Source organism: Nocardioides salsibiostraticola, from assembly GCF_054783655.1.
The window spans coordinates 132,407-148,463 of sequence record NZ_BAAGQD010000014.1 but is presented as its reverse complement, the minus strand read 5'-3'; the positions used below and the strand labels follow the sequence as shown (position 1 = coordinate 148,463).

Sequence of the window (16,057 nt, the reverse complement as noted above, 5' to 3'; positions counted from 1 at the left end):
GTTACTGACCGTCGTTACTACTACCGGACCGTTGTAACAGTCCGGTAGTAGTAACGACGGTCAGTAACATGGCCAGTCTTGGTCGTTTCGGGTCGAGCTAGGCCAGCAGACCTCGCACCACCCGCAGGCCCACCGACATCCGCGCCAGGTCGGCCCGTTCGTCGGTGCAGATCTCGGCCAGCGTCGATGCCGAACGGTTGACGACGACCGCGTCGGACTCCTCCCAGGTCGCCACCCGCAGGGGCGCCGGGTCCTCGGCGGAGGTGCTGGCCAGCACCTGGCTGGTGAGCTGGGCGTGGACCGAGTGCAGGTCATCGCGCAGGGCTGCCCTGGCCATGGTCTGCCACCGGTCATCGCGAGGCAGGGTGAGGATCCGCTGCACGAGCGTCGAGAGCCCCAGGCGTTCACCCAGGGTGAAGTGGACGCGGGCGACGTCGTCGACGGGCACGCCGTCGCGATCAGAGATCTCGACCACGTTGAGGAGCATGTACGCCGGCGGCAGCACCGCGACCCGCAACGCCAACTCCATCGGCACCCCGTGGCTCAACAGGTTGTCGCGTCGCTCCTCGAAGGACCGCAACTCCGCTCCGACCATCAGGTCCGGCAGACGACCCATGGCTTCCTGGACCGGCTGGGAGAAGAAGTCCACCGTGGCGCTGCTGTCCAGGGGAGGTCGTCGGTTGTTGACCATCCATCGTGAGGCTCGTTCCACCAGGGTGCGCATCTCGATCCGGACCCGGGTCTGCACGTCGGCGTCGAGTCGGTTGTCGAAGGTGGCGAGCTCCTCACGCAGCGGGAGGGAGCCGAAGATCTCGCGAGCCACGAAGTTCGCCCGGGTCAGCTCGGCCGCATCGGAACCGGTTTCACCGGCCAGCCGCGGCCAGAAGGTCAGACCGGCCCCGTTGACCAGGTCGTTGACGATCTGGGTCACGATGATCTGGCGACGTAGGGGATGCTCGCGGATCTGCTGAGCGAAGCGATCCTGGATCTGGGTTGGGAAATAGCTGCGCAGATCCTGGTCGCAGTAGGGGTCATCGGGCAGGTCGGTGTCGAGCAGTTCGTCGGCCAACACGATCTTGGTCCACGCCAGCAGCACCGACAGCTCGGGCTGGCTGAGCCCTTCGTTGTTGGCCAGACGTCGGCTCACCTCACGGCTGGGCGGCAATCCCTCCAACTCACGGTTGAGGATCCCTCGGGCCTCGAGCCTTTTCATCCAGGACTCGTGCACGTGCAGCAACGGGGCCGAGTTCTCCGCCCCGTTGGCCAGGGCGAGGTTCTGCTCGTAGTTGTCCCGCAGCACCAGAGCAGCGACCTCATCGGTCATGTCGACCAGCACCTGGTTCCGCTGCTTCTGGGTCAGATCACCCGAGGCAACGATCTGGTCGAGAAGGATCTTGATGTTCACCTCGTGGTCGGAGGTGTCCACCCCGGCGGAGTTGTCGATGAAGTCGGTGTTGATCCGACCGCCGCCTCGGGCGTACTCGATCCGCCCAGCCTGGGTCAGTCCGAGGTTTCCTCCCTCGCCGACGCAGATCGCCCGCAGATCAACACCGTCGATCCGGATCGCGTCGTTGGCCTTGTCACCCACATCCGCATGGGTTTCGTTGACCCCCTTGACGTAGGTCCCGATGCCGCCGTTCCACAACAGATCCACCGGTGCCTTCAGGATGGCCGTCATCAACTCGGCCGGGGTCATCGCCTTCAGGGACTTGTCCAGGTCGAGTGCCGCGCGAATCTCGTCGTTGAGGGGGATCGACTTGGCTGAGCGTTTGAAGACCCCGCCCCCGGCTGAGATCAGTGACGTGTCGTAGTCCTGCCAACTGGATCGGGGCAGGTCGAAAAGACGCTGGCGCTCGACGTACGACGCAGCGGCGTCGGGTTGTGGGTCGATGAAGATGTCACGGTGGTCGAAGGCCGCGACCAGGCGGGTCGTCTCCGAGCACAGCAGGCCGTTGCCGAACACGTCTCCGCTCATGTCGCCGATCCCGACACAGGTGAAGCCCTCGGTCTGGGAGTCGATGCCGCGCTCCCGGAAGTGTCGTTGCACCGAGACCCACGCGCCTCGGGCAGTGATGCCCATGGCCTTGTGGTCGTAGCCGACCGAGCCACCACTGGCGAAGGCGTCGCCCAGCCAGAAGCCGTACTCCCCCGCGACCCGGTTGGCGTTGTCGGAGAACGTTGCGGTCCCCTTGTCGGCCGCGACCACGAGGTAGGAGTCGTCGCCGTCGTGACGGATCACCCGACGCGGCGGCACCGTGTCGCCGTCGGCGAGGTTGTCGGTGATGTCGAGCAGGCCGGAGATGAATGTCTCGTAGCAGGCGATTCCCTCAGCCATCCAGGCATCCCGATCGCTCGGGTCTGGCAGTTGCTTGCAGAAGAAGCCGCCCTTCGCACCCACCGGGACGATGACGGTGTTCTTGACCATCTGCGCCTTGACCAGGCCCAGCACCTCGGTGCGGAAGTCGTCGCGACGGTCCGACCACCGCAGGCCACCACGCGCGACCGGACCGAAACGCAGGTGCACACCTTCCACTCGCGGCGAGTACACGAAGATCTCGTAGCGCGGACGGGGCTCGGGCAGGTCCGGGATCTCCGAGGGTTCGAGCTTGAAGGAGATGTAGGAACGCGGAGGGCTGTCGGGGTCCTCGATGTCGGAGGGTTGGAAGTAGTTGGTGCGCAGCGTCGCGCGCATCAACGTCAGGTAGGAACGCAGGATGCGGTCGTGGTCCAGGCTGGCCACGTCCTCCAGGGCGTGCTCGATGGAGGCCTGGACCCGGTCCATGGCCTCGGTGCGAGCGTCCGTGTCGTCTGCGTGGGCGTCGGGATCGAAGCGGACCTCGAAGTACTCGACCAGCTGACGGGTGATGTCCACGTTGGCACCCAACGCGCCCTCGATGTAGTCGAGCGCGAACGGCGAGTTCCCCTGTCGCAGATACTTCGCGTAGGCGCGCAGCACCGTGGCCTGGCGCCACGTCAGCCGCGCTCCCAGGACCAACTCGTTGAACCCGTCGATCTCGTTGAAGCCCTCGGCCACCGCACGCAAGGAGTCCTGGAACAGCTGGCGGGCCTTTTCGGGCAGGGCTCCGCCGTACCGCAGCCCGAACTCGTAGATGAACGACGACCGCTCGAGCCCGCTGAGTTCGTAGGGCCGTTCGTCGACGACCTCCACCCCCATGGAGGACAGCATCGGGAGGATCTCCGAGAGAGACAGGGGCGTGCCGACCCGGTAGACCTTGAGTCGCGCTTCGCCCGGACCCGCGTCGACGGGTTGGTACAACGAATGGTCGATCCCGTTCTCACCCGAAATCGACTCCAGCCGTCCCAGGTCGGCCGCAGCCGTGCGGGGATTGAAGTCCTCCTTGTAGGCCTCCGGGAAGGAGTCGACGTAGCGACGCCCCAGGGACGTCCCGGCCTCCTCGCCGAACTCGGCGGACACGGCACTGGTGAAGTCGTCCACCCAGGAGCGCGACGCCTCGGCCAGACGACGCTCCAGGTCTGCGATGTCGATCTCCGGGATCGTTTCGCCCTTGGGGAGGCGCACCACGAAATGAACCCGCGCGGTGGTCGACTCGTTGATCCGGACGGTGAACTCGACGGAGTCCGCCTCGAGCCTGGAGCGCAGGATCTCGGAGAAGCGTTCCCGGACGGCGGTGTTGTAGCGGTCCCGCGGCAGGTAGATCAAGACCGAGACGTAGCGTCCGTAGGTGTCGCGGCGGATGAACATGCGCACCGCACGGCGCTCGCGGGCGTGCATCGCGGCTTCGGCCATCGGCGCCAGCTCGTCCACCGGTGTGTGGAAGAGCTCGTCGCGCGGGTAGGTCTCGAGGGTGTCCATCAGCGCCTTACCGGCGTGGCTGCGCGGATCGAAACCGCTGGCGCGCAGGACGGCATCAGCCTTCTCCCGGATCAGCGGGATCCTCCGCAACGACTCGGTGTAGGCGGCGCTGGAGAACAGGCCCAGGAAGCGCCGCTCCCCGGTGACCTCCCCATCGACGCCGAAGGTCTTCACCCCGACGTAGTCCAAGTACGCCGGTCGGTGCACGGTCGCCCGCGAGTTGGCCTTGGCCAGCACCAGCAGGGTCTTCTCGCGAGCCTTCGCCTTGACCGGCTCCGGCAGGCGACTGAAGGACTCAGAGGTCGGAGCGTCGGCGCGCAGGATCCCCAGACCGGTGCCGGGAACGGCGCGGAGGACCTCGATCTCCTCGGGTCCCTCGTGGCCATCGACCGTCGCGGTCCCGAGTTGGTACTCGCGGTAGCCCAGGAAGGTGAAGTGCTCCTCGGCCAGCCAAGCCAGCAGGTCGGCGGCCTGGGTGACCTCGTCCTTGTCCAGCGGGGGTGGCTCCGAGCGGAGTCGGGTGACGACATCCTCGACCTGGGTATGCATCCGGTCCCAGTCCTCGACCGCTTCCCGGACGTCGCGCAGCACACGCTGGATGTCCTCGACGATCGCGTCGATGTCGTCACCGTCTCGCACCCGGTCGATCTCGACGTGCATCCAAGACTCCCTGATGGAGCCCTCCGGCGCTTCGAACGAGGAGTCCGCGACCGGGGCGACCTGCTGCAGTGAACCCGCCACGTCCCGGACCACGTCGACGTTCGGGTGGACGACCAGGTGCACTCCTCGCATCTGTCGGGAGAGTTCCATGGTGAGGGAGTCGACCAGGAAGGGCATGTCATCGACCACCACCTCGACGACCGATCGCCCGTTGGCCGCCCAGCCGTGTTCGGCCTGGGTGGGGGTGAAGATCCGCACGCGAGCGGTGCCCTGGGGACGCTTGCCGGCCAACTTGTGGTGGGAGGCCAACGCGCCGTAGAGGTCGACCTCGGTGCGGCCGTTCAGATCCTCGCCCGCGACGTAGCGGTAGTAGGAGCGCATCAACGGCTCGACCTGATCTCGAGGCGGCCCCCCGGTGCCTTTGCCCTGCCGAGCCAGCTCGATGGCTCGGTCGATGAGTTCTACCTTGTCGGAATCCTGCGTCGTCTTTGACACGCCTCAGACCTTAGACCTTCACAGTTCACTTCGCAGGTCCCACAACGGCGTGTAGTAACGCAAAGCGAGTCGGCTTCTCAAATAAGCCGAACCGCTTGATCCTCCGGTCCCGGACTTGGTCCCGATCATCCGCTCGACCATCACCACATGGCGAGCCCGCCAGCTGGCGGCGAGTTCGTCGTGCTGCAGCAGCGCCTCCGCCAGAGCCCACACGGCGGCGTACCGAGATCGGTCGTGCGCGACGGTTCGCAGGGAAGCCAGGATCTCCGCCTCGCCCCCGTGAGCCAGGTCGTGATCGGAGATCACCCGCACGAAGGCGTCCCACAGATCCGGTTCCTCCAGTCGGCTGCGCAGCCGCGCCTCCTCGGCCGCGGTCAGCCCACGGAACCGATCGACGTACGTCGCATCCTTGGCCCCCGAGAGGAACTCCAGCTCGCGGAACTGCACCGATTGGAACCCGCTGGCCGGGGCGAGCCGCTGGCGGAACTCCAGGAAGTCCTGGGGCGTCATCGTCTCCAGGACGTCCACCTGCTGCACCAGCAATCGCTCGATGGTGTGCACGCGCCCCAGGAGGTGCTGGGCTCGCCACAGCTCCCCGGAGAACATCGCATCGCGGGCGGCGCTCACCTCGTGCAGCAACTGTTTGAACCACAGCTCGTAGACCTGGTGGATGGTGATGAAGAGCAACTCGTCATGCGCCGGGGGGTCGGACTCCAGGTGCTGGCTGTCCAGGAGTTGCGGCAGCCGCAGGTAGCTGCCGTAGGTCAACTGGGCACCCTGCTCGCCGAAGTGGACGAAGGACTCGTTCTCATGATCGGACACACCAGGACTCTGCCATGATCTTGCGTCTCAATTGCGGTCTTCCTATGCCGCACCGCGCCTGGACCGCCATGATGGGCCCATGAAATTCAACAAGGTGCTTTCCTACGACGCATCCCCGGAGGACGTCTTCGCCATGCTGGCGGACGAGACCTTCCGGGCCAGGGTCTGTGAGGCCCAGGAAGTGGTCTCGCACACGGTGACCATCATCCCGTCCGGTGACGGGTTCTCGATGTCAATGGATCAGAAGCAGAACACCAAGGATCTCCCCGCCATCGCCAAGAAGATCGCCGGTGACACCACCGACGCCGTCATCAAGGAGGACTGGAAGGGCGCGACCGGTGGATCCTTGTCCATCACCGTGCCCGGGAAGCCCACCAACGCGTCGGGCACGATCCGCCTGGAGTCCGGCGGCGCCACGACGACAGAGATCATCGAACTCGAGGTCAAGGTGAAGGTCCCCCTGATCGGTGGCAAACTGGAGGCCCTGATGGCCGACCAGATCGACAGTGGCTACGACGTCGAACACGCCGTCGGCGTCGCCTGGCTAGGAGGAGACCGATGAGCAAGCGACTGGTTCACGAACTGACCTACGACGCACCCGCCGAGAAGGTGTCGGCCATGTTGGCCGACCCGGCCTTCCGGGCCGAGGTCTGCGCCTACCAACGGGTCATCCGACACGACATCTCCATCGAGCCCGTGGGGGAGGGCATGCACGTCACCATCGATCAGTGGCAGCCCACCGCCGGGGTGCCCTCGTTCGCGAAGAAGATCGTCGGCGACGAGACCAACATCGTGCAGAAGGAGATCTGGTCCTCACCCCTCCTGGGCGACATCTCGATCTCGATCCCGAACAAGCCCGGCGACATCAACGGCACCGCCCGGATCGAGGAGAACAACGGGGTCACCACCGAGACGGTGACCCTCGACATCAAGGTCGGGATCCCGCTGATCGCGGGCAAACTCGAGGGGCTCCTGGTCGATCTGCTGAAGAAGGCCCTGGTGGCAGAGAACAAGGTCGGCCGCGACTACCTGGCCCGCTAGGGAGTCTGCTCGACCTCGCCGGGCAGCGGCTCACCGGCAAGTTCCTCCGCTTCGGGTTCCTGGCGCTGGTGTCTGATCACCAGCGCCAGAACCACGAGCGGCCCGAAGGCGAGCAGCAACGTCAGCGCCTGCTCGATCGGGTGCAGGCTGCCGAGATGGAGCGGGAGGACGGGTTCCACCCTCAGTCCATGTGGGGGTAGCGGAAGTCCTTGGGCGGCACGAAGGTCTCCTTGATGGACCGCGGGGAGGTCCACCTCAGCAGGTTGATCGCAGCGCCGGCCTTGTCGTTCGTGCCCGAGGCGCGACCGCCACCGAAGGGCTGTTGACCGACCACGGCACCGGTGGGCTTGTCGTTGATGTAGAAGTTGCCTGCAGCGAACCGAAGCTCGCGTCGGGCGTAGTCGATGGCCCCGCGGTCCTGGCTGATGATCGCGCCGGTCAGGGCGTACGGGGCTGCGCTCTCCAGCTGAGCCAGAGTCTTCTCGAAGCCGGTCGAGGAACTGTCGTCGTAGACGTGCACGACCAGGATCGGTCCGAAGTACTCGGTCGAGAACATGGCGTCGTTGGGGTCGGTCGCCGTGACGACGGTCGGCCGGACGAAGTAGCCCACCGAGTCGTCGACCTGGCCGCCGGCGACGATCTCCAGACCCTTGGTGCGCTTGGCACGCGTGATGGCCGCCTTGTGCTTGGCGAACGCCCGATCGTCGATGACCGCGCCCATGAAGTTCGAGAAGTCGGTGACGTCGCCCATGGCGAGCCCGTCGACATCGGCGATGAGTTGGTCCTTGATCTTCTTCCACAGCGACTTCGGGACGTAGGCCCGCGAGGCGGCCGAGCACTTCTGCCCCTGGTACTCGAAGGAACCGCGAATCATCGCGACCCGCAAGACGTCGGGGTCGGCCGAGGGGTGGGCCAGGATGAAGTCCTTGCCGCCGGTCTCCCCCACGATCCGCGGGTAGGTGCGGTAGCCGGAGATGTTGGTGCCGATGGTCTGCCACAGGTGCTGGAAGGTCGGGGTGGAGCCGGTGAAGTGGATGCCGGCCAGGTCGGGGTGGGTCAGGGCGACCTTGGAGACCTCGAGTCCGTCACCGGGAAGCATGTTGATCACCCCGGGCGGCATCCCCGCCTCTTCGAGCAGTTCCATGGTCAACGACGCCGCGAGTTGCTGGGTCGGGGACGGCTTCCACAGCACCGTGTTCCCCATCAACGCCGCAGCCGTGGGCAGGTTGCCCGCGATGGCGGTGAAGTTGAACGGCGTGATCGCGTAGACGAAGCCCTCGAGCGGTCGGTGATCGGTGCGGTTCCAGATGCCCGGGCTGTTGGCGATCGGCTGATCGGCGAGGATCTGCTTCGCGTAGTGGACGTTGAACCGCCAGAAGTCGATCAGCTCACAGGCCGCGTCGATCTCCGCCTGGAAGGCGGTCTTGGACTGACCCAGCATGGTGGCGGCGTTGATCCGCTGCCGCCACGGTCCGGCCAACAGATCGGCCGCCTTCAAGATGATGGCGCACCGCTCGTCGAAGGGCATCCGCTGCCAGGGAAGCGAGGCCTCCTTGGCCGCCTTGATCGCAGCCTCGGTGTCCTTGGTCGTCGAGTTCTTCATGACGCCCAACACGTGTTGGTGGTCATGGGGCTGAACGACCTTGATCTCCGCGCCGCCACCGTTGCGCTTGCGTCCGTTCACGTGAGCGCGCAAGGTGTGCTGCTTGCCTTCGAGACTCTCGATCTCGCTCACCAGCGCGGCCCGCTCGGGGCTACCGGGAGCGTAGGTCAGGTTGGTCTCGTTGATCGGGGCCGGCGGGAAGGAGATGGCGTCCATAGGCCGATGTTGTCACAGTCGCGGTGTGATCACCGGCCCAGGAGGGGGCCGATCTCCTGGGTGGCGTACCACGCCAACTCCTCGTTCGGGTTCGCCCCGGCCACGACGTCGACGTGCAGGGCCACCACCAGACGCCAGGCCATGGATTCCTGGGCGGCGACTCCAGTTGTCTCCACCACGAGCACCATGCGACGACCGTCGCCACCGCACAGAGTCGCCGAGTGGTCCGCGGCATCCATCAGGGCGGAGTACTCCCCCAGTTCGGAGTCCTCGGGCGGTACGAAGAACCCTTCGGTCGGGGGAACCTGGCCGGCGTCGTACCAGCTGGCGAGTTCGTCCCTCGTCGTCGGCAGATAGTGCCGCGTCGATTCACTCATCGCAGATCAGTCATGACGGTCACGTGGTCTTGGGCGAGGACTTACGGCGGCGACCACGGGGGGCACGTTGTCGCTCGTCGTCGGAGTTCTCGACCAGCTCCTCGAGGGCCTCGGCGATGCACGTGCCGAGCAGGTCGGCGTCCGGAACCCAGTCGCGGTCGGCGGTGATGCCGTAGAACACGCCGCCGTCATAGGAGGTGACGGCGATGGCCACGGGGTGATCGGCGCGCAGCGGCGGAACCGGGTAGCTCCCGACCATCTTGGCTCCGGCCGCGTAGAGCGGGGACTGCGGCCCGGGGACGTTGGTGACGCTGAGGTGATAGCCCCGCCGCAGTTCTTCGGCGGCGACCCGCGATCCGATGGCGTGGAAGGTGGTGGGCGCGAAGCCGGCGATGCCCGCGAGACGGTTCGCCGCGACGCCGCGGCCGGTCTCCTTGTGCGCCTGGAAGGAGTAGGACACCTGGTGGAGCCGCACGACCGGACTGGCCTCACCGACGGGGAGCTCGACGAAGTGGGCGGCGATCTGGCTGCCCAGCGACGTCGCCTCCAGCTCCTGGTCGATCACCGACACCGGAACCACTGCCCGAACCTGGCGCAGGCCCGCCAGGGACTCGGTCCGGGTCATCAACCAGGACCTCAGACCGCCCGCCACGGTGGCCAGGATGACGTCGTTGACGGTGCCGCCATGAGCCCTGCGGATCAGTTGGTAGTCCGAGAGCCGGGTGTCGACGGTGACGACTCGACGTTGCTGGGACAGCGGGCCGTTCAGGGGGGTACGCCGCTCGGGGCGGCGGCCGGCCAGGGCGTTCGCGACGCTGCGCGTGCGACGGGTGATCTGATCGGCGCGGCGCAGGGTCGCGGTCGACGTGGTGCGCAGGGTGTCGACCAGCGTGGTCGGTTCGGTCAACGACTCCTTGACGGCGCCGGCGACCAGACCCATGGCGGAACCGACCCGCACCGGTTGCCAGTCGTCGCGTTCCATGGCCTTGGGCTCGACCGACTTGTCCAGGAGGAGTTGGCCCAGGTCGACGGTGTCGATGCCGTCGACCATGGCCTGGTGGGTCTTGTAGAGCAGCGCCACGCGGTCGTCCGCCAGCCCCTCCACGAAGTAGATCTCCCACAGCGGGCGGCTGCGATCCAGTGGCCGGGAGACGATGCGCGCCACCAACTCGCGCAGTTGCTCACTGGTCCCGGGACGGGGCAGGGCCGAGCGGCGTACGTGGTAGCCGATCTCGAAGTGCTCGTCGTCCACCCAGATCGGGTTGGCGATGCCGCCGGGAACACCCCGCAGGCGCTGCCGGTAGCGGGGCACGAAGGAGATGCGATCGTGGATGAGTTCGAGCAGTCGGTCGTAGTCGAACCCGGACTCGCCGGGCTCGAAGATCTCCACCGTGGCGTTGTGCAGGGGCATCTTCGGGGTCTCTGCCGTGAGGAAGGACAGATCCCTCGGACGTAGCCGATCACTCATCTCGCTATCCTTCCCCGATATCCAGGACTCTGCGGGATTTGCCCCGGAGCGGCACAGTTTGCTCGTCGTGGGATTCTGACAGAGGTGTTGGCGCACTGTGGCACCTGTCCGCCCCCGCCTCCGCCCACGCGACCCACTATCAGCCCAACAACCAGGAAGAGTCCATGCCCCGAACCCGCGAACTGGCTGCGCTTCTCGTCCTCGCCGTGGTGGGGCTGGGCGGCTGCGGATCGTCGAGTGACGACGCTCCGGCCGACGATTCGACCCCTGCGGTCATCGACATCGAGATCAACGACCAGAGCGTGACCCCGAACGGCGAACGAGTCGAGGTCGCGGTGGGTCAACAGGTCGACCTGGTCGTGAAGTCCGATGCACCCGGTGAGATCCACGTGCACACCAGGCCCGAGGAGCAGGAGTTCGGTTTCGAGCCGGGCACCACCACCTTCAAGCTCGTGATCGACAGCCCCGGCGTGGTGGAGGTCGAGTCCCACGACCTCGGCAGGACCATCGTCCAACTCGAGGTGCGCTAGGCGTGTCCGTGCTCCTCGTGCCGTGGCAGATCGTCGACGGCAGCATCTTGAGTCACGGGGTCGGTGGCCAGAAGGACCTCCCGATCTCCTTGTCGCTGGCCATCTCCGGGGCCGTCGCGGCCCTGGTGGCATCGTTCACGATCCTGGCCGTGGCGTGGCGCCGACCGCGCTACGCAACGGGGCACGAGAACCCGGCCCCGAGCACCGGCCGACCGGCCCCGGGCCCGATCAGCGCCGTGGTCGGCTCGACCGCCTTCCATGTGGTTCTGCGGATCTTCGGTCTGGTGCTCTTCGCGTACACCGCCGTGGTGGCGGTGTTCGGCCAGAACCTCCTGATCAACCCGATCTTCGGCATCTTCTACGTGTGGTTGTGGGTGGGACTCGTTCCGCTCTCGTTCCTCTTCGGCCCGTTCTACAAGGCGATCAGTCCGGTGCGCTCCATCAACTGGGCCTTCGCCAAACTCTCCGGCAGCGATCCGGACGAGGGGATGCTGCCCTACCCGACCAGATGGGGCTACTGGCCCGCGGCCCTGGGACTGTTCGCCTTCGTGTGGATGGAACTCGTCAGCACCTCGTCCACCCAGTTGGGAGCGGTCCGCCTCTGGTGCGCGGCGTACCTCGCGGTGATGTTGCTCGGCGGCGCGGTCTTCGGCAGCCGGTTCTACGAACGCGCCGACCCCTTCGAGGTGTACTCCACGCTCATCGGAAAACTCTCCGTATGGGCCTGGTCCTCCGACGAGGATGGCGGCCGACTCCTGGTCCGCAGCCCGTTGGCCAACGTCGCCACGGTGGTCATCGCGCCGGGTTTGGTCGGGGTCGTGGGAATCCTGTTCGGCAGCACGGTCTTCGACTCGTTCCGCGAATCCCCACCGTGGGTGGGGTTCATCCAGTCCGCCTCGGTCTCCGCCGACGTCTTGAACAACCTCGCGCTGCTCGCCTTCTGTGGGGGTGCGACCGGCATCTTCGCGGTCGCCTCTGCGCTGACCGGTGTGGACCCGGCGACGCGACGCTGGAGCCTGCCCGATCGTTTCGCGCACTCGGTCGTCCCGATCATCCTCGGCTACATCGTGGCGCACTACCTGACCTACTTCATCGAGGTCGGACAGCGCACGCTGATCCAGGTCAGCGATCCCTTCAGCGACGGCAGTAACTACTTCGGCACCGGCGATCTGAGCATCCAGTACTTCCTGGTCTACCAACAGGCGCTGGTCGCCAATCTCAAGGTCGTCGCGGTGGTGATGGGCCACGTCGTCGGCGTGATGGCCGCCCACGACCGCGCCATCTCGATCCTGCCCCGACGCCACCAACTCACCGGGCAACTGCCCCTGCTCCTCGCGATGGTCGCCTTCACCGCCGGCGGGTTGTACCTGCTCTTCTCCGCCTGAGACGCGGGGACGAGACTGGGCCATCCGCACGCTTCTCAAGCAACCCGTCCTCCAACAACCCGTCCCCGAGTAACCCGTCAACGACTGCGACCAAGGACCGAACCAGCGGTGACTCGCCGCACTCGAGCAGGGTCCGGCCGGTGACCAGCGCACGGTCGACGGCTTCGGAGTCGTCAGGGAGGAAGTGGAGTGCCTCTGGCCGGACGAAGCCCGAGATCATCGCGGCGATGTCCTGCTCGGTCCACCCCAGGGTCGCGCGCATACGGTTGATCACCACACGCACCGGGGTGCTCGGGAGGTGCTCACGCACCTCGACCAGACCGCGCGCGAGGCGGGACAGCCCCACCGGGTCGGCCGCGCCGACGACGACCACCTCGTCGGCCAGGCTCAACGCGGCCAGGGTCGCGTGGTGGCGACCGGGTCTGCCGCCGAGGTCCGCCCCGGGGTCCTGCTCGAGACTGAACCCGACGTCGACGACCACGTGGCCGCGACCGGCGGCGGTCTCGATCAGGTCCTCCACAGCGCCGTGCCGGAGTTCGACCCACCGGTCGGCCCGCGGGAGGCCGGAGACGAGCGAGAGGTGCGGTCCCAGCCCTCGTGCCGTGCTCGCGAAGTGCTCACCCAGGCCACCAGTGGCACTCAACCGGGCCGCTGCGAGGAGACCGGAGGCCTCATCGAGTACGCCGAGCTGTTGAGCCAGGGTGCCGCCGTACGGGTCGGCATCGATCAGCACCACTGCCGTGGCCCGGCGCGCGATCTCGGCGGCGATACCCGCGGCGAGGGTGCTCCGTCCGGGGGCGCCGGCCGGTCCCCAGACCGCGAGCTTCCGGCCGACCCCGTCCGCACCGGCGCCCTTCGACTCCGGCGCGGCTACCGGCCCGGTGGACCACCCGGATGCCGCTCCCCCCGGCACCGGCCCCTCCTCGGCCGCCAGGAGCGCAGGCAGGTCGTCCAGGGAGGAATCGGCCAGCACGGAGCCGATCCCGACGCGAGCAGCGCGCATCCGCGCGGCTTCGGCCACAGGGGCGTCGGCCACCGCGACCGGCCGCACTCCCGCCCCGCGCAGATGGTCCACGGCGGACGCATCGAGGCCAGGGGTCTCGAGCCCGACGAGGGCGGCCTGGGCCTGGCCGGACGAGGCGGTGGCCAGCAGATCGTCCAGGTCGACGCAACGTTTGAGAACGACGATCCCCGGGTCCCCGTTGAGGATCGTGAGCGCCCTGGACTCCCAGGTGGCCCCTGAGGCGACGACCAACACGACCAGCATCAGCCGGCCCGCACGACCGTGATCATGCTGGTCTCGGCTGCGCTGAGCGCGCCGAAGAACCCGTCCACATCCTCACGATCCACCGCCACGACGATCTGCCGTTTGCCGGAGGTGCCGAAGCTGTCCTCGACGCCGGCCGCAGCCACCACGCTCACCCCGGCCAGGACCGGTCCTCCCGAGGGCCGTTCCTCCCCCGATGAGCCCGTGGTGCCCACGAGGTAGATGTCCACGACCGAACCGACCGCCACCGAGTCGGGGACCTGTTCGTCCTCGACCGCGATCGGCACCTCGACGGTGTCCCCGTCGGAGGCCGTGCCCAGGGCGGCCCGGGGAAGCAGCTCCCCGGCACCCACGCCGCGGGTCAGTTGGGCGTCGGGCGGGAGCTCTTCGCTGGCGAGAAGGTAGCGACCCAGCGCGTCGTCCTGGGCGAACCGGACCCGGCGTACCTCCAGGACATCGGTGTTCACCGAGCCGCCCGCCCCCAGGTCGTCGGTGACCACCCAGACCGCGACCGTGTCGTCGGCGGCGGCCAACACTCGAGCGCCGATGATCACCGAGACCGCGACGATGGCCACTCCGACCCACAGGCGCGGGTCTCGCCATCCGGGGGTTGAAGCCCGAACGGCTGGCGGAGGCGCGGCGGCGCCAGGAATCCCGAGATTCGTCGACACACACGTCATTGTGCCCCGTCCTCGCGCGATCGACCATCCCTTATCCACAGTTCCGGCGGGCGTTCCACCACCGCACCCCGACAGGTGCGACCATGGTTCCATGGCCGGAACCCCCCGTTTCCTGACGCTCGCTGATGTCGCTGAGGTTCTCAGCACCTCCAGCGCCCAGGTCTATGCCCTGGTCCGACGTGGAGACCTCGAAGCGATCAAGATCGGCGGTCGCGGTCAGTGGCGTGTCGAGGCCACCAAACTGGAGGAGTACATCGCGCGGATGTACCAACAGGCCCAGACCTTCGTCGCCGAGCACCCGTTCGTCGAGACAGAGTCCGAGGTGGGCTCCGAGTGAGGCCGGGTCAGCCGGTCTGTGAGCCCAGCGTGATCGACGTGGTGCGCTGTTCACCGCCGCGCAAGTAGCTGAACTCGAGGGTGTCGCCCGGCTGATTGCTGCGGATGGCCACGATCAGCGAGATGCCGTCGGTGACCCGGGTCCCGTCTACGGCGGTGACCAGGTCGTCGACCTGCAGACCTGCGTCGGCTGACGGGGTGTCCTCGAGAACCTTGCGGATCAGCGCACCCTCGCTGCTCTGACCACCGGTCTGCACCTCTGCCCCGATCACGGGATAGCTGGCCCTGCCGGTGCGCAGGATCTCGTCGGCGGTCACGCGCACCTGCTCGATGGGGATGGCGAACCCGACACCGATGTTGCCGGCCTGTTGGTCGAAGGTCCCTCCCCCGCTGGTGGCGATGGCCGAGTTGACCCCGACGACCTGACCCCGCAGGTTGACCAGGGGTCCTCCGGAGTTGCCGGGGTTGATGGCGGCGTCGGTCTGCACGGCGTTGATGTAGGAGGAGTCGTCGGCCGAGTCGCCCGTGCTGACCGGTCGGTTCAGGGAACTGACGATGCCGGAGGTCACCGTCGAGGTCAGCCCCAGCGGTGAACCGAAGGCGACGACGGTCTGTCCCACCCGGAGTTTGCGTGAGGCGCCCAGGGCTGCGGGGCGAAGGCCGGTGGCGTCTTCGCTGTAGAGGACCGCGAGGTCGTAGACCGGGCTGCGACCGACGACCGTGGCGTCGTAGCGGTTGCCCTCCTGGTCGACGATCTGGATCGGTCCGTTGCTCGAGGCAGCGTCGGCCACGACGTGGTTGTTGGTGATGATGTGGCCCTGCTTGTCCAAGACGAACCCCGAACCCGTCGCACCCCCTTCCTGTCCCTCGAACTGGGCGGAGATCTGCACGGTGCTGGGCAGCAACTCTTGGGCGACCTTGGCGATGCTGCCGTCGTCCCCGGTCAAGGGGGGCAGGGAGACGGTGTCGACGTCGTTGAGACCACCGGACACCGATCCCGGGGACTGGGTGGGCGTCTGGAACCGCTCGTAGGCCACGGCACCACCGACCCCGCCCACCACACCGACGATCAGGGCAGTGGCGGCGACGAGGGGCCAGAGCCAGCCACTGACCCGCACTCGCACCGGTTCCGCGGACGCTTCCCTGATCGGGGTCTGCTGCGGGACGAACGCCTCTGGCGAGGCCTGCGGGTAGGTCGGGCTCGCTCCGGGAGGGATCCACGAGGGAGGCGGCAGCGACGGCGTGCCCTGGGGTGGTGAGCCAGCCGGCGGCTCGGGGGTCAGGTCGTCGTCGGTCACAGCCCCATCATCCCCCGCGGGGCAAGTTCACGGGCCGGTTGTCC

General features: G+C 67.3%; 14 protein-coding genes. 5 read left to right on the top strand and 9 right to left on the bottom strand.

Annotated features, from left to right (window positions below; all coding sequences use genetic code 11):
• Positions 1–97: 97 nt before the first annotated feature.
• Positions 98–4,990 (bottom strand): NAD-glutamate dehydrogenase, encoded by a 4,893-nt coding sequence (locus ACYVLV_RS08115; RefSeq protein WP_460809045.1) that lies wholly within the window; start codon positions 4,988–4,990, stop codon positions 98–100.
• A gap of 18 nt (positions 4,991–5,008) precedes the next feature.
• Positions 5,009–5,812, bottom strand: a complete 804-nt coding sequence (locus tag ACYVLV_RS08110; protein WP_460809044.1) for a tryptophan 2,3-dioxygenase family protein — start codon at positions 5,810–5,812, stop codon at positions 5,009–5,011.
• A gap of 79 nt (positions 5,813–5,891) precedes the next feature.
• On the opposite strand from ACYVLV_RS08110, the gene ACYVLV_RS08105 reads away from it, so the two are divergent.
• Positions 5,892–6,374, top strand: a complete 483-nt coding sequence (locus ACYVLV_RS08105; protein ID WP_460809043.1) for a DUF2505 domain-containing protein — start codon at positions 5,892–5,894, stop codon at positions 6,372–6,374.
• Entirely contained in the window at positions 6,371–6,853 is a 483-nt protein-coding gene (locus ACYVLV_RS08100) for a DUF2505 domain-containing protein (protein ID WP_460809042.1), read from the top strand. Before ACYVLV_RS08105 ends, ACYVLV_RS08100 begins: the two co-directional genes overlap by 4 nt.
• On the opposite strand, the gene ACYVLV_RS08095 is transcribed toward ACYVLV_RS08100, so the two are convergent.
• The 4 genes from ACYVLV_RS08095 to ACYVLV_RS08080 are packed head-to-tail and all read right to left on the bottom strand — an operon-like array spanning position 6,850 to position 10,517.
• Positions 6,850–7,032, bottom strand: a complete 183-nt coding sequence (locus tag ACYVLV_RS08095) for a hypothetical protein (protein WP_460809041.1) — start codon at positions 7,030–7,032, stop codon at positions 6,850–6,852. The genes ACYVLV_RS08100 and ACYVLV_RS08095 overlap by 4 nt on opposite strands.
• 2 nt (positions 7,033–7,034) lie before the next feature.
• Positions 7,035–8,672 carry an L-glutamate gamma-semialdehyde dehydrogenase gene (pruA, locus tag ACYVLV_RS08090; protein ID WP_460809040.1) on the bottom strand — a complete coding sequence of 546 codons (1,638 nt, stop codon included), beginning with the start codon at positions 8,670–8,672 and terminating at the stop codon, positions 7,035–7,037.
• A 29-nt stretch (positions 8,673–8,701) separates the two neighbouring features.
• Entirely contained in the window at positions 8,702–9,049 is a 348-nt protein-coding gene (locus ACYVLV_RS08085; protein ID WP_460809039.1) for a DUF6912 family protein, read from the bottom strand.
• 19 nt (positions 9,050–9,068) lie between these two features.
• Positions 9,069–10,517, bottom strand: coding sequence for a WS/DGAT/MGAT family O-acyltransferase (locus tag ACYVLV_RS08080; RefSeq protein WP_460809038.1), 1,449 nt, complete (start codon positions 10,515–10,517; stop codon positions 9,069–9,071).
• Between the two features lie 164 nt (positions 10,518–10,681).
• On the opposite strand from ACYVLV_RS08080, the gene ACYVLV_RS08075 reads away from it, so the two are divergent.
• Both ACYVLV_RS08075 and ACYVLV_RS08070 read left to right on the top strand, forming a co-directional pair.
• Complete coding sequence (locus ACYVLV_RS08075) at positions 10,682–11,047, top strand: hypothetical protein (RefSeq protein ID WP_460809037.1); 366 nt, start codon at positions 10,682–10,684, stop codon at positions 11,045–11,047.
• A 2-nt stretch (positions 11,048–11,049) separates the two neighbouring features.
• Positions 11,050–12,432: a hypothetical protein gene (locus tag ACYVLV_RS08070; RefSeq protein ID WP_460809036.1), complete on the top strand. Its 1,383-nt coding sequence runs from the start codon at positions 11,050–11,052 to the stop codon at positions 12,430–12,432.
• On the opposite strand, the gene ACYVLV_RS08065 is transcribed toward ACYVLV_RS08070, so the two are convergent.
• Positions 12,395–13,699, bottom strand: a complete 1,305-nt coding sequence (locus ACYVLV_RS08065; RefSeq protein ID WP_460809035.1) for an AAA family ATPase — start codon at positions 13,697–13,699, stop codon at positions 12,395–12,397. The two genes, ACYVLV_RS08070 and ACYVLV_RS08065, sit on opposite strands and share 38 nt — an antisense overlap.
• A complete protein-coding gene (locus ACYVLV_RS08060; RefSeq protein WP_460809034.1) occupies positions 13,699–14,274 on the bottom strand; it encodes a hypothetical protein in 576 nt (191 codons plus the stop codon). The genes ACYVLV_RS08065 and ACYVLV_RS08060 overlap by 1 nt, the downstream gene beginning before the upstream one ends.
• Positions 14,275–14,470: 196 nt before the next feature.
• On the opposite strand from ACYVLV_RS08060, the gene ACYVLV_RS08055 reads away from it, so the two are divergent.
• Positions 14,471–14,716: a helix-turn-helix domain-containing protein gene (locus tag ACYVLV_RS08055; protein WP_460809033.1), complete on the top strand. Its 246-nt coding sequence runs from the start codon at positions 14,471–14,473 to the stop codon at positions 14,714–14,716.
• Between the two features lie 7 nt (positions 14,717–14,723).
• On the opposite strand, the gene ACYVLV_RS08050 is transcribed toward ACYVLV_RS08055, so the two are convergent.
• Positions 14,724–16,013 carry a S1C family serine protease gene (locus ACYVLV_RS08050; protein WP_460809032.1) on the bottom strand — a complete coding sequence of 430 codons (1,290 nt, stop codon included), beginning with the start codon at positions 16,011–16,013 and terminating at the stop codon, positions 14,724–14,726.
• Positions 16,014–16,057 lie beyond the last annotated feature (44 nt).

What these genes read in the sequence shown, in the direction of transcription:
- ACYVLV_RS08065 (WP_460809035.1), bottom strand. Translation starts at nt 13,699, where the DNA reads ATGCTGGTCGTGTTGGTCGTCGCCTCAGGGGCCACCTGGGAGTCCAGG.
- ACYVLV_RS08105 (WP_460809043.1), top strand. Translation starts at nt 5,892, where the DNA reads ATGAAATTCAACAAGGTGCTTTCCTACGACGCATCCCCGGAGGACGTC.
- pruA (WP_460809040.1), bottom strand. Translation starts at nt 8,672, where the DNA reads ATGGACGCCATCTCCTTCCCGCCGGCCCCGATCAACGAGACCAACCTG.
- ACYVLV_RS08085 (WP_460809039.1), bottom strand. Translation starts at nt 9,049, where the DNA reads ATGAGTGAATCGACGCGGCACTATCTGCCGACGACGAGGGACGAACTC.
- ACYVLV_RS08075 (WP_460809037.1), top strand. Translation starts at nt 10,682, where the DNA reads ATGCCCCGAACCCGCGAACTGGCTGCGCTTCTCGTCCTCGCCGTGGTG.
- ACYVLV_RS08080 (WP_460809038.1), bottom strand. Translation starts at nt 10,517, where the DNA reads ATGAGTGATCGGCTACGTCCGAGGGATCTGTCCTTCCTCACGGCAGAG.
- ACYVLV_RS08100 (WP_460809042.1), top strand. Translation starts at nt 6,371, where the DNA reads ATGAGCAAGCGACTGGTTCACGAACTGACCTACGACGCACCCGCCGAG.
- ACYVLV_RS08055 (WP_460809033.1), top strand. Translation starts at nt 14,471, where the DNA reads ATGGCCGGAACCCCCCGTTTCCTGACGCTCGCTGATGTCGCTGAGGTT.